Raw genomic sequence first — 12,222 nt, 5'->3', positions numbered from 1 at the left:
CCGGACGGCTGGGAGACTCGGGGGATGGCTGAGATCGAGATCGACGGCGCGCCTGCCGACCCCGGGCAGCTCGCCGCCCTGGCGCTGCTGAACTACGGGCACTTCACCACCCTGCGGGTGGAGTCCGGCCGGGTGCGCGGACTGGCCCTGCACCTGGACCGCCTGGTCCGGGACTGCCGGACGGTGTTCGGTGCCGAGCTGGACCGGGAGCTGGTCCGGCAGCGGATCCGCCGGGTGCTCCCGGCGGACGGCGCTCCGGTGATCGTCCGGGTCACCGTGTTCGATCCGGCCCTCGGGCTGGAGCGCCCGGCCGCGCCCGCCCTGCCCCGGCTGCTGGTGACCACCCGCCCGGCCCCGGCCGCGGCCCCCGGGCCGCTGCGGGTGCGCACCGCCGCGTACCGGCGCGAGCTGCCCGAGGTGAAGCACGTCGGCCTGTTCGGTCTGGTCGGGCTGCGCCGGCAGGCCCAACTCGACGGCTACGACGATGCCTTGCTGACCGGGGAGGACGGCCGGATCACCGAGGGGGCCACCTGGAACGTCGGCTTCCACGACGACCGGCAGGTGATCTGGCCGGAGGGCCCCGCGCTGCCCGGCGTCACCGCCGCGCTGCTCGCCGCCGCGCACCCCGGCCCGCAGCGGCGCGAGCGCGTCGACCCGGCCGGCCTGGACCGGTTCGTGGCGGCCTTCGCGGTCAACGCGGGTGTCGGCGTCCGGCCGATCGCCGCGATCGACGGGACGGCGTTCGACCCCGCCCACCCCGTCCTCGCGCCGCTGTGCGCGGCGTACCGGCGGATCGAGGGCGACCTGCTCTGAGCCGGGCCCCACCGGTCCGGTCCGCAGCGCTCCGCCGGTCCCGAGAGTTCCGTCGGTCCGTAGGACTCGGACGAACCCCGAAAGAACTCCGGGGCTGCGGGCCGGGGGCAAGGCGGGGGGAACGGGGTGGGGATAACCCCCCGGTCCGTCCGCCAGCGGCCTCCATGGTTCGGAGCACCCGCCCTTCCTAGGCTGGAACACGTCGACGACCAGCGACGATTCCCGAAGGAAGGCCCCTCCATGGCACGCCGCCAGCACCCCCAGACCGAGCCGTACGGCCGCCCCGGCGCCCACGCAGCGATCGAGCTGCGGGCGGTACGGCGCAGCTACGGCCGCGGCGGCGACGTCGTGCACGCCCTGCGCGGGATCGACCTGTCGCTGGACCGGGGCAGCTTCACCGCGGTGATGGGGCCGTCCGGCTCCGGCAAGAGCACCTTCCTGCAGTGCGCGGCCGGCCTGGACCGCCCGGACGGCGGCGAGGTCTACCTCGGCGGCGAGGAGATCACCCGGCTGAGCGAGAACCGGCTCACCAAGCTGCGCCGCAGCCGGATCGGCTTCATCTTCCAGTCCTTCAACCTGCTGCCCTCGCTGACGGTCCAGCAGAACGTGCTGCTCCCGCAGCGCCTCGCCGGTGAGCGCCAGGACCGTGCCCGGGCGCGGGAGTTGCTCGCCCAGGTCGGTCTCGGCGAGCATGCCGGCCGGCGGCCCGGCCAGCTCTCCGGCGGCCAGCAGCAGCGGGTGGCGATCGCCCGCGCGCTGATCACCGACCCGGACGTGGTCTTCGCCGACGAGCCGACCGGCGCGCTGGACACCCGCACCGCGCACGAGGTGCTCGGCCTGCTGCGCCGCGCCGTGGACACCATGGGCGCGACCGTGGTCATGGTCACCCACGACCCGGTGGCGGCCTCCTTCGCGGACCGCGCCGTGTTCCTCGCCGACGGCGCGTTCGCCGGCGAGCTGTACCACCCGGACCCGAACGCCGTCGCCGACCGCATGGTCACGCTGGCGGCGCGCCCGGTCGGAGCGGCGGCATGAGCAACGGACTCGCGCGCGCCTCGGTGCGCTTCCGGCCGGCCTCCTTCGTCGGCACCTTCCTGGCCCTGCTGCTCGGCGCGGCCATCGTGACGGCCTGCGGCACGCTGCTGCAGACCGGCCTCACCGCGAGCGTGCCGCCGAGCCGCTACGCCGCCGCCCCGGTGCTGGTCGCGCCGGACGCGGCCGTCGAGATCACCGTCAAGACCGGCGGGGACGAGGACGTCGAGAGCCTGCCCGTCCCCGAGCGGGCCCGGGTCGACGCGGCGCTGGCCGGGCGGATCGCGGCCCAGCCCGGTGTCGCGGCCGCCCGGCCGGACACCGCCTTCCCGATCCCGGCCGGCTCCGCCCCCGGCGTGCCCGGTCTGACCGGCCGGGGCATCGCCGCCCTCGGCATCGCCGGAGCGGGCGAGAAGCTGGTCGAGGGCCGTGCGCCGGGCGCGGGCGAGGTCGTCCTGGACGTCGACACCGCGCACGCCGCCCACCTCGCGCCGGGCGCCACCCTCGCACTGACCGGGCCCGGTGGCACCGGCACCTACCGGATCTCCGGCCTCGCCGCCTCCCCGGGGGCGGGCCCGCAGCATCCGGCCGCCACCGCGTGGTTCGCCGACCAGGTCGCCGACCGGATCTCCGGCCACCCGGGCCGGGTCGACGCGATCGCCGTCGTCCCCCGCGACGGCGTCACCGCCAAGACCCTCGCCGCCCAGGTCCGCCAGGCCGTCGGCGGCGACGCCGAGGTGCTCACCGGCGACGCCCGCGGCGCCGTCGAGCAGCCGCTGCTCGCCGAGAGCCGGACCATGCTCACCGCCCTCGGCGGCTCCTTCGGCGGCATCGCCACCATGACCGCGGTGTTCGTCGTGATGAGCACCGTCGCCCTGGCGACCGGCCAGCGGGCCCGGGAGTTCGCCCTGCTGCGCGCCATCGGCGCCACCCCGCGCCAGATCCGCCGCACCATCGCCACCGAGGCGGTGCTGGTGGCACCGATCGCCGGCGCCCTCGGCATCCTCCCCGGCCTCGCGCTGGCCCGCTGGTGGTTCGGCGAGCTGGCCGACCGCGGCGCCGTCCCGGCGGCCGTGCCGCTGGACGTCGGCCCGATCCCGATGCTCGCCGCCGTGGCGACCTGCACGATCGCCGCGCTGACCGCCGGCTTCTTCGCCTCCCGCCGCCCGTCCCGGCTGCGGCCCAGCCAGGCCCTCGGCGCGGCGGCGGTCGAGGCCGGCCGCCCCGGCACGGTCCGGACCGTGGTCGGGCTGCTCTTCGCCGCCGGGGGTGTCTCGCTCGCCGCCGTCGCGGCCGGCCTGGACGGCTCGAAGGCCGCCAACACCGCCCTGGGCGTGGTGATGTGCTTCCTGATGGCCGTCGCCCTGCTCGGTCCCTGGGTGGCCGGGGTCGCCGCCGGGGTGTTCGGTCTCCCGCTGCGGGCCGGGGCCGGCGCGCCCGGTTCGCTCGCCGTCGACAACACCCGGGCCAACGCCCGCCGGCTGGCCTCCGCGATCACGCCGATCGTCATGGTCACCGCCTTCTGCGGCACCCTGCTCTTCATGCAGAGCACCATCACCCACGTCACCGGCGAGCAGGTGCGCACCGGCATCACCGCCGACCACGTGGTCGGCTCGACCGGCCCCGGCCTGCCCGCCGGCAGCGCCGACCGCGCCGCCAAGGTGCCCGGCGTGGACGCCGCCGTCGGCGTGCTGCGCACCAGCACGGTGTACCGCGACGGCAGCATGCTCGGCACCGCCAACACGCTCGGCATCAGCGGTGACCCGGCGAAGCTCCCCGCGGTGCTCGACCTCGGGGTGAAGAGCGGCTCGCTGGCCGAGCTCGCCCGTTCGGCCGACACCGTCGCCCTGGACGCCGGTCTGGCCGACGCCCTCGGCGTCACGGTCGGCGACCGCGCCCCGCTCTGGCTCGGTGACGGCACCCCGGTCAAGCCCACCGTGGTCGCCACCTACGAGCGCGGCCTCGGCTTCGGTCAGGTGCTGCTGCCCCGGGCGGCCGTCGCGGAGCACGTCACCGCCGGCTACGACAGCCAGCTGCTGGTCGCGGACGCCCCCGGTGCCGACCGGGCCGCCGTGGCCGCCGCACTGGGCAACCTCTCCGGCGCCGGCGCGACCACCGTCGCCGACCGGGCCGGCTTCGTCGCCCAGGCCGACAAGGCGCAGGAGATCGGCGCCTGGGCGAACGCGGTGATGGCCGGTGTGCTGGGCGGCTTCGCCGCCGTCACCGCCGCCAACACCCTGGCGATGACGGTGCTGGACCGCCGCCGGGAGGTGGCGCTGCTCCGCCTGGCCGGGACGACCCGCCGTCAGGTGCGCGGCATGATGCGCTGGGAGGCGCTGCTGGTCGCCGCGACCGGGCTGGCGGTCGGTGCGGTGATCGCCTGGGTCACCCTGCTGCCGATCACCCGGGGCATCACCGGCTCGGCGCCGCACATCCCGGTCGGCCTCGCGCTGCCGCTGGCCGCCGGAGCGGTGCTGCTCTGCCTCGGCTCGACCGGCCTGCCGGCCCGCCTCCTGCTGCGGGCCCACCCGGTGGCGGCGGGCGGGGGCCGGCAGTAGCGCGGACCCCTGGGGGCTCCTGACGGCGGGACGGGCGGTGCGCGCGGGTGGCGCACCGCCCGTCCGGGTGGGCCGAGGGGTGGGGGTGTGGGCCTCGGGGCGGCCTCGGGGTGGCGGGACGGGCGGTGCGCGCGGGTGGCGTACCGCCCGTTCGGGTGAGGGCTCCGGCCCAGGCGGGCGCAACGGGGTGGTGATCGACCCGCCCCCGGTTCGGCGCCACGGATCCGGGAGCCCGGTCGGTTACGGTGTCGGCCGCGCCGTCCGGGGCCGAGCCGCCTCCGGAGGCGTTTGCCGTTTCCCCTCCGCCAGGCCCGCCGGGCCGTTTCCCGCACCCGTTCCGCACCGGCTCCGCAGCTGTTCCTACCGCCGCCGTTCCTCCCGTCGTCGTTCCGCAGCCCCTTCGCACCCTCCCGCACCGGTTCCCGCCTCACGGCCGAGCAGAGAGAAGCCCACCCATGAGCAGTCCTCCCGTGGCCCCCGCGCCCCGTCGGCCGCTGATCCTGCTGCGGGCGAGCGCCACCGCGCTGGCCGCGCTGGCCGTCCTGCAGACCGTGCTGGCCGGCAGCTACCTCAACGGCCACTACGAGTCGCTCGTGCTGCACGAGGCCGCCGCGCGGGCGGTGCTCGTCGCGGCGTGCTGCCAGCTCGTGGCGGGGGCGCTGGTCCGGCGGCCCGGCCGTGACCGGCGCGGCCCGCGCGGGCCGTTGTGGCTCTCGGTGCTCCTGGTGGCGACGGTGACCCTGCAGACCGCCGTCGGCTACAACCGCGCGATCGGGGTGCACGTGGTGCTCGGTGTGCTGCTGGTCGGCGGCATCCTGGCCGGCCTGGTCGGTGCCTGGCGGCTGCCGCTGCCGGCCCGCGCCGGCGCCGCCGCGGCCGACCCCGAGGGCGCCGGCCGGCTGCCCCGCCCGGGCGGACCGGTGGAGGTCGCCCAGTGAACCGCCGCCGCTTCCTGGGCATCGGCGCGGCCGTGGTCGGCACCGGCGGGATCGGGGCCTTCGCCCTCCCCTCGGCCACCCGGCTGCTGGCCGAGGCCCGGCCGGGCCGTCTGCTGCTCAGCGCGATGGAGCCGCCCGCCCCGTTCCAGGTGCCGCTCCCGGTGCCGCCCGTGCTGCAACCAGTCCGTACCGACGGCACCACCGACTACTACGAGATCACCCAGCGGAGCGCGCGGCTGGAGATCCTGCCCGGCCTGCGGACCGAGGCCTGGACGTACGGCGGCAGCTTCCCCGGTCCGACCTTCGCCGTGCGGGCCGGGCGGCAGAGCGTGGTCCGCCACCGCAACGAGCTGCCGGTGCCCTCGGTGGTCCACCTGCACGGCGGCCACACCCCGGCGGACAGCGACGGCTACCCGACCGACCTGCTGCTGCCGGTCGGGGGCGGCGGTGCCCGGGGCGCCCAGGACATGGCCGGGATGGCGGGCATGCCGGGGATGGAGCACCACCCGGCCGACCCGGCCGCCGCCCGGACCGCCGACGGCGAGCGCACCTACACCTATCCGAACCACCAGCGCGCGGCCACGCTCTGGTACCACGACCACCGGATGGGCTTCACCGGCCCCGCCGTCTGGCGGGGCCTGGCCGGCTTCCACCTCGTCCACGACGACGAGGAGGACGCGCTGCCGCTGCCGCGCGGCGAACGCGACGTCCCGCTGATGCTCGCCGACCGCTCCTTCGCCGAGGACGGCTCCTTCCAGTACCCGGCCACCGATGCCGCGCTGGCCGTCCCGGGCGTCACCGACGACTACATGAACGGCGTCCTCGGCGACGTCATCCTGGTCAACGGCGCCCCCTGGCCCCGGCTCGCGGTGGACCGCGCCCGCTACCGGCTGCGCGTGCTGAACGCCTCCAACGCTCGCCTCTACCGCCTCGAACTCGATCCGCAGCCCTCCGGCGGCGACGCGCTGGTGCAGATCGGCGGCGACGGTGGCCTGCTGGAGGCCCCGCTGGCGCACGACGCGCTGGAGATCGCCCCGGCCGAACGCTTCGACCTGGTGGTCGACTTCGCCCGCTACCCGCCGGGGACGTCGGTCCGCCTGATGAACCGGTTCGGCACCGACCGGGACGCCGAGGTGATGGTGTTCGACGTGTCCTCGCGGACCGTCACCGACGACTCGGCCGTGCCCGAGCGGCTCTGCACCCTCGAACGGCTCGATCCGGCCGCCGCCGTGACCACCCGGACCTTCGGCTTCCGCCGCAGCCGCAACGACGGCTGGACGATCAACAACCAGCCCTACCAGCCGGGCCGTTCGCTGGCCCGGCCCGCCCTCGGCACCGTCGAGAAGTGGCGCTTCTTCACCGACGTCCACCACCCCGTCCACCTGCACCTGGACCCCTTCCAGGTGCTCTCGCGCAACGGCGCCGAACCCGGCCGCTACGACGCCGGCTGGAAGGACACCGTGGACCTGCGGCCGGCCGAGTCGGTGGAGATCCTGGTCCGCTTCACGGACTACCCGGGGACGTACATGCTGCACTGCCACAACCTGGAGCACGAGGACATGGCGATGATGGCGGACTTCGTCGTGGAGTAGTGCGCCGGCCGGGCCGGTGGCCACCGCTCCGTCCCCTCACCCGTTCGGCCGCGCGCCGGCGGGCGGCCGTCCCGCCCGCCGGCGCCTCGACGTGCCGGGCCCCCGCGGTTGACCTAGCGTCGCGGGAGGGGCACCGGCCCTGCCGTCCGACCGAGGAGCGCGCGCATGACCAGTCCCGCCGAACGCCGCCGGCGCGGCCGGGCCGCCCGCGAACGGGTCTCGCGCTCGGCCCACGGCCGCTGGATCCCCGCGGCCGACCGGCTCGACCCGATCGCCGTGCTGGAGCGGCAGGGGGCGGACCGGGTCGCCGAACTGCTGCCGATCCGCTACGGCCGGATGGCCGACTCCGCCTTCGCCTTCCTGCGCGGCGCGGCCGCCGTGCTGGCCGCCGACCTCGCGGCCGTCCCCGACACCGGCATCACCGTCCAGCTCTGCGGTGACGCCCACCTGGCGAACTTCGGCATGTACGCCTCGCCGGAGCGGGCGCTGCTCTTCGGCCTGAACGACTTCGACGAGACCTACCCCGGCCCGTTCGAGTGGGACGTCAAACGGCTCGCCGCGAGCGCCGCCGTCGCGGCCCGCGACAACGGCAACGACGAGGCGCACGTCCGCCGGGCCGCGCTGACCGCCGCGCTCGGCTACGCCACCGCGATGCGGCGGCTGGCGGCGATGGGCGAACTCGACGTCTGGTACGCCCGGATCGACACCGAGGACCTCCTCCCGCTGATCAGCAGGTCCAAGCGCCGCAAGCGGGTCGAGGCCGGTATGGCGCACGCCCGGCGCCGCACCAGCCTGCAGGCCTTCGGCAAGCTCACCGATGAACGGGACGGCCAGCGCCACATCATCAGCGAGCCGCCGCTGATCCAGCCGCTGACGAAGAACGAGTTCGGTGCCGTCGGGCAGATCTTCAGCGACTACCGGGCCACCCTCAGCGAGGACCGCCGCGTCCTGCTCGACCGGTTCCAGTTCGTCGACGCGGCGCGCAAGGTGGTCGGCGTCGGCAGTGTCGGCACCCGCTGCTACATCATCCTGCTGGAGGGGCGCGACGCCCGGGACCCGCTCTTCCTCCAGGTCAAGGAGGCCACCCGGTCGGTCCTGGAGGACCACCTGCCCGCCGGCAGCCGGGTCGACGCCGAGGTGACCGGTACCCACGGCGGCCGCCGGGTGGTGGTCGGCCAGCACCTGATGCAGGCCGTCAGCGACATCTTCCTCGGCTGGACCACCGGCCCGGCCGGCCGCCACTACTACGGGCGCCAACTGCGGGACATGAAGGGTTCGGTGGAGATCGCCGACATGACGAGGTCCGGTCTGCGGGACTACGCGGACCTCTGCGGCCGCGCGCTGGCCCGCGCCCACGCCCGCTCCGGCGACCGGCTTGCCATCGCCGGCTACCTGGGCTCGTCGGACACCTTCGCGGAGGCGATCGCCGACTTCGCCGTCAGTTACGCCGACCGGACCGAGGCCGACCACGCCGCCCTGCTGTCCGCGATCGACGACCGGGTGATCACGGCGAAGCGGGGGATCTGACCCTGGCCGCCCGGTCCTCCAGGCAGGACCGTCACGCCAGTTCGGGCAGCAGTGCGGCGAGCCGTCGCAGTTGGTCGCGCTGGTCGGCGAGGTCGAGCGCGCCCGGGCGGACGACGACATGGCGGGCCCCGCGTCCCGGTACCGGGCGAGGCCGGCCACGACGTCCTCCGGCGGGCCGGTCACGAGCGCCTGGATCCGCTCCGACTCCTCCAGCGGCAGGCCGTGGTCGGCCCGTGCGTAGGCGTCGGGCGCCAGGCGGCCACGTCCTCGTCCACGCGGACCTAGACGAAGAGGGCGGGGGTGATCGCCTCCGGGTCACGGCCCGCCCCGGCCGCCGCCTTCCGCACGTCCAGCAGCCCGGACCGGTAGTCGGCGGGGTCCGGCGGGTACGGCAGCCGGCCGCCGTAGCACCGCCCGGTGCGGGCGAGGGCCGCCGCAGTGGGCGCCGGCGGCCGGGCGACGGGGTCGGGCGCCACCCGGTCGGCGGGGGTGCGGACCCCGCCGGTCGACGGGTTGGCGGGGGACCGAGGCCCGTCGAAGGTCGGGGTCGGCGCGTCTTTGTGGCGTCAACTCGCCTTTCCGGATGATGAGTTGAGGGTCCGCCCTGGTGCCGGTGGGGCATGTGCATGACTTCGACAAGATGATTCCTCGTCAGTAACATGGCGGCGCGGCCGTGCGAGCCGCCTCCCTGCCTCCACTGATCACGGGCGGTCGTGTCCTCGTCCGCCGCTCCGAAAGAGTCCTGTTGAAGAGTTCCCTCGGCATGGCGGTCCGCCCTGCCCTCGTCTCACTGGTGCTGCTCGGTGTCGCCGCGTGCGGGCCGACCTCGGGCGACCAGCCGGGCTCCCCGACGGCCGACGCGACCGGCGGTGCCCCGGTCGCCGCCTCGGCCTCCGGTGCCGGCCACCCGGTCGCCGCCGTCACCCCGACCGGTTCGCCGCAGGCCCGGGCCGCCACCCCGGCCAGCGCGTCCACCGCCTCCGGGCGTCCCGCCGCCACCACCCTGCCGGTGGCGGCGGCGCAGCCGGGCGCGCAGCAGGCCGCCGTCGGCGTGCCCGGTCCGGACGGCACGGCCGTCTCCCCGGCGGCCCGGAACCTCCAGCTCACCGCGTACGACCCGGCCGCCGGTACGGCGGTCCTGGCTGCCGCGGGGCCGTCGGCACCCTCGGCGGGTCCGTCGGCGAGCCCGTCCGCCGGTTCGTCCGCGGGCCCGTCCGCGAGCCCGTTCGCGAGCCCCTCGCCGGGGTCGACGGCCGCGGTCGAGGCCGTCCGGCCCGGTCAGCTGATCGCCAGCCCGCCGACGGCCGCCGCGCCGCAGGGCGCCCTGGTCGCCGTCACGGCCGTCCGTTCGGCGAGCGGCGGGTCGGTCTCCCTGGCGACCCGGCCCGCGACGCTGACCGAACTGCTCGGCGGGGCCGAGGCGGACGGCAAGGTGGCCGTCGACCCCCAGGCGATCAAGGTGACGCCCCTGGTCAAGGACGTCAAGGCGACCGTCGGCCGGGAGGACGGAACCACCACGGCCGACGCGTCCGGCACGCTGGAGGTCGACGTCAAGGCGCCGATCCCGCTCCCCGAGGGGCTGAGCGCCGACGCCTCCGGCTCCCTCCAGCTCCACCCCGCCGTGCACTTCGCCTACCACGGTGCCGGCGCGGGCGGCCCGCGCACCGCGTCGATCGGCTTCGACCTGGGCGCCCACGCCCAGTGGAAGGTCACCGGTGACTTCGCCCGAGACACCGGCGCAGCACCGACCCGGGTGCCCTTCGCCAAGCTCCAGGCCAGCCCGGTCATCACGGTGGCCGGCCTGCCGGTCGTGGTGAACCTCGGGCTCACCTGCTACCTGGAGGTCAGCGCCGACGGCCAGGTCCACCTGGAGGCCGAACAGGAGGTCACCGGTACCTGGGCGGTGCACGCCGACTACGCCGGCGGGCGCGGCTGGACCTCGTCCACCGACGCCGCCGACACCAAGGTCTCCCCGGTCCACGTGCGGCTGACCGGCAAGGCGGCCGCCCGGGCCGCGCTGGGCGCCGAGGTGAGCGTCGGCCTGTACGACACGGTCGGCGTCGAGGCCACCGTGGCCCCGTACCTGCGGGCCCGGGCCGACGGCTCGCTCACCGTGGACGTCCCGGGCGGCGCGCCCCAACTCCAGGGCAGCTGGGCCCTGCTGGGCGGGGTCGACCTGAACGGCGCGCTGCTCGCCCATCTGAAGGTCTTCGGCACCCCGATCATCGAGGGCAAGCTCCCGCTGCCGCCGTTCCACCGCGAGTGGCCGCTGGTGTCCGGTGCGCTCCCCTCGCCGGCCCCGAAGGGCTGAGCCGTCGTCCGTACCGCGGACCCCGGGCCGATTCGGCCCGGGGTCCGCGGCGTGCGAGGGGTCAGGCGCCGTCGTCGTCCTCCGTCGCGGCCTCCTTCCCGGCGCCCGCGGGCGCGACGCCGCTGAAGTTGTTGGCGGGCAGGAGGTAGTCGAAGCTGCCCGAGGAGGTGTGCGCACCGCCGGCGGGGCAGACGCCGTTGGTCGGGTTCCCGTTGAACCAGAGGCCGAAGCACTTGCCGCAGTACCGCCAGTTGGACTGTCCGAGGATGGCCACGGAGCTTCCTTTCCGGACGACTTCCCCGGGTCGGAGGAAGAGCGTCCCGTGGGGGGCATGCGTCCATGGTTCGGTGCCCGGAGTCCCGGACACATGAGGCAGGTGTCCCCTGTGCGGCAGGGACCTCCCCGATGACGTGTCAGTGGGCTGTGCGACAGTGGCCCGCATGCTGGCGATCGAGGTGCAGACGGAGAACGGGGAGCGGCACCTTCGGGTGACCGCCGAGGAGCTGGCCGCACTGGTGCGCCGGATCGGCGGGCCGGGCGACCGCTTCCTGGTGGTGGAGCGGATTTCCGGCCCCGCCGAGGTGTTCGTCCAGGTCTGGCACGAGGCCGGCGGTGACTACACCCTGGAGCACCGCGAGGGCTCGAACGACCGCCATTTCCGGGTGCTGCTCGACGACCCCGGCCCGGTGATCGCCGCGATGACGGGCTGGGCCCGCCGGGCGGACGGTTGGGACGCCGGCCTGGCCTGGCGGCGGCTCGACCTGACACCGGAGCCCGAGACGCCGGCGCCGCCGCTGGAGCTGCCCGACGACGACCGCAGGCAGCTGGAGGACCGCCTCCGCCAGAGCCTGGCCGGCGGTTACGCGACCCGGGCCGAACTCGCCGAACTGGCGGAGGACTACCTGGTCAAGGGTGACCGGCGACCGGTCTCGCCCGCGCAGGCCCGGGCCCTGGTCGACCGGATGTGGCGCGAGCGGGCCGAGGAGCAGGCCGGCTGGGAGGGCGAGACGGACGCCGACCGGATCACCCGTGCCTTCACGGCACTGGAGGCGGCCGGCATCACGGCCCGCGAGAACTTCACCTGCTGCCACTCCTGCGGACAGGCCGAGATCGCCGGCGTCGGCTCGCCGGACGCCCGGGGCTTCGTCTACTTCCACTCCCAGAGCACCGACGCGGCCGCCGCCGGCCACGGGCTGTCGCTGTACTACGGGGGCTTCGACGACTCTTCGGAGACCACCGCCGCCGTCGGCCGTGAGGTGGTGGCCGCCCTGGCGGTGGCCGGCCTGTCGGCGGACTGGGACGGCGACCCCGCCAGTGCCGTCGAGGTGCGACCGCTGGACTGGCGCCGGCGGCTCGTCGGCTGACAGTGATGATGTTCGTGGTGATGTTGCTGGCGGGTCTGACCCTTCGGCTGACTGACGCTTCGGCTGTCTTGTTTGGGATTTGTCGGC

At 75.8% G+C, this 12,222-nt stretch carries 10 protein-coding genes; 8 read left to right on the top strand and 2 right to left on the bottom strand.

Annotation, left to right across the window (positions count from 1 at the left end; all coding sequences use genetic code 11):
• Positions 1-24: 24 nt before the first annotated feature.
• The 6 genes from ABZ495_RS28480 (at position 25) to ABZ495_RS28455 (ending at position 8,460) form a co-directional block, all read left to right on the top strand.
• Complete coding sequence (locus ABZ495_RS28480; protein ID WP_359838766.1) at positions 25-813, top strand: aminotransferase class IV; 789 nt, start codon at positions 25-27, stop codon at positions 811-813.
• A 240-nt stretch (positions 814-1,053) separates the two neighbouring features.
• Complete coding sequence (locus ABZ495_RS28475) at positions 1,054-1,848, top strand: ABC transporter ATP-binding protein (RefSeq protein ID WP_329490323.1); 795 nt, start codon at positions 1,054-1,056, stop codon at positions 1,846-1,848.
• A complete protein-coding gene (locus tag ABZ495_RS28470) occupies positions 1,845-4,403 on the top strand; it encodes an FtsX-like permease family protein (protein WP_359838764.1) in 2,559 nt (852 codons plus the stop codon). Before ABZ495_RS28475 ends, ABZ495_RS28470 begins: the two co-directional genes overlap by 4 nt.
• A 455-nt stretch (positions 4,404-4,858) precedes the next feature.
• Positions 4,859-5,341, top strand: a complete 483-nt coding sequence (locus tag ABZ495_RS28465) for a hypothetical protein (protein WP_359805337.1) — start codon at positions 4,859-4,861, stop codon at positions 5,339-5,341.
• Positions 5,338-6,933, top strand: a complete 1,596-nt coding sequence (locus ABZ495_RS28460) for a multicopper oxidase family protein (RefSeq protein WP_329490326.1) — start codon at positions 5,338-5,340, stop codon at positions 6,931-6,933. The genes ABZ495_RS28465 and ABZ495_RS28460 overlap by 4 nt, the downstream gene beginning before the upstream one ends.
• A 165-nt stretch (positions 6,934-7,098) precedes the next feature.
• A complete protein-coding gene (locus ABZ495_RS28455) occupies positions 7,099-8,460 on the top strand; it encodes a DUF2252 domain-containing protein (protein WP_359838762.1) in 1,362 nt (453 codons plus the stop codon).
• A 281-nt stretch (positions 8,461-8,741) separates the two neighbouring features.
• Here ABZ495_RS28455 and ABZ495_RS28450 read toward each other — a convergent pair whose 3' ends face one another.
• A complete protein-coding gene (locus ABZ495_RS28450; protein ID WP_359805344.1) occupies positions 8,742-8,936 on the bottom strand; it encodes a hypothetical protein in 195 nt (64 codons plus the stop codon).
• A 269-nt stretch (positions 8,937-9,205) separates the two neighbouring features.
• Here ABZ495_RS28450 and ABZ495_RS28445 point away from each other — a divergent pair, with 269 nt between their 5' ends.
• Positions 9,206-10,771 (top strand): hypothetical protein, encoded by a 1,566-nt coding sequence (locus tag ABZ495_RS28445; RefSeq protein ID WP_359838760.1) that lies wholly within the window; start codon positions 9,206-9,208, stop codon positions 10,769-10,771.
• A gap of 61 nt (positions 10,772-10,832) precedes the next feature.
• Here ABZ495_RS28445 and ABZ495_RS28440 read toward each other — a convergent pair whose 3' ends face one another.
• Positions 10,833-11,045, bottom strand: coding sequence for a hypothetical protein (locus tag ABZ495_RS28440; RefSeq protein ID WP_329490330.1), 213 nt, complete (start codon positions 11,043-11,045; stop codon positions 10,833-10,835).
• Between the two features lie 166 nt (positions 11,046-11,211).
• Here ABZ495_RS28440 and ABZ495_RS28435 point away from each other — a divergent pair, with 166 nt between their 5' ends.
• Entirely contained in the window at positions 11,212-12,135 is a 924-nt protein-coding gene (locus tag ABZ495_RS28435; protein ID WP_359805348.1) for a hypothetical protein, read from the top strand.
• The last annotated feature ends 87 nt before the right edge of the window (positions 12,136-12,222 follow it).

Origin of the sequence: Kitasatospora sp. NPDC005748 (genome assembly GCF_040630735.1) — a bacterium.
Classification (GTDB): Bacteria; Actinomycetota; Actinomycetes; order Streptomycetales; family Streptomycetaceae; genus Kitasatospora.
The sequence above is the reverse complement of the archived record's forward strand: the minus strand, read 5'-3'. Positions and strand labels throughout refer to the sequence as shown.

Bases quoted from the DNA above. Each gene is read 5' to 3' on its own strand.
- ABZ495_RS28480 (WP_359838766.1), top strand. From the start codon at position 25: ATGGCTGAGATCGAGATCGACGGCGCGCCTGCCGACCCCGGGCAGCTC.
- ABZ495_RS28475 (WP_329490323.1), top strand. From the start codon at position 1,054: ATGGCACGCCGCCAGCACCCCCAGACCGAGCCGTACGGCCGCCCCGGC.
- ABZ495_RS28470 (WP_359838764.1), top strand. From the start codon at position 1,845: ATGAGCAACGGACTCGCGCGCGCCTCGGTGCGCTTCCGGCCGGCCTCC.
- ABZ495_RS28465 (WP_359805337.1), top strand. From the start codon at position 4,859: ATGAGCAGTCCTCCCGTGGCCCCCGCGCCCCGTCGGCCGCTGATCCTG.
- ABZ495_RS28455 (WP_359838762.1), top strand. From the start codon at position 7,099: ATGACCAGTCCCGCCGAACGCCGCCGGCGCGGCCGGGCCGCCCGCGAA.
- ABZ495_RS28435 (WP_359805348.1), top strand. From the start codon at position 11,212: ATGCTGGCGATCGAGGTGCAGACGGAGAACGGGGAGCGGCACCTTCGG.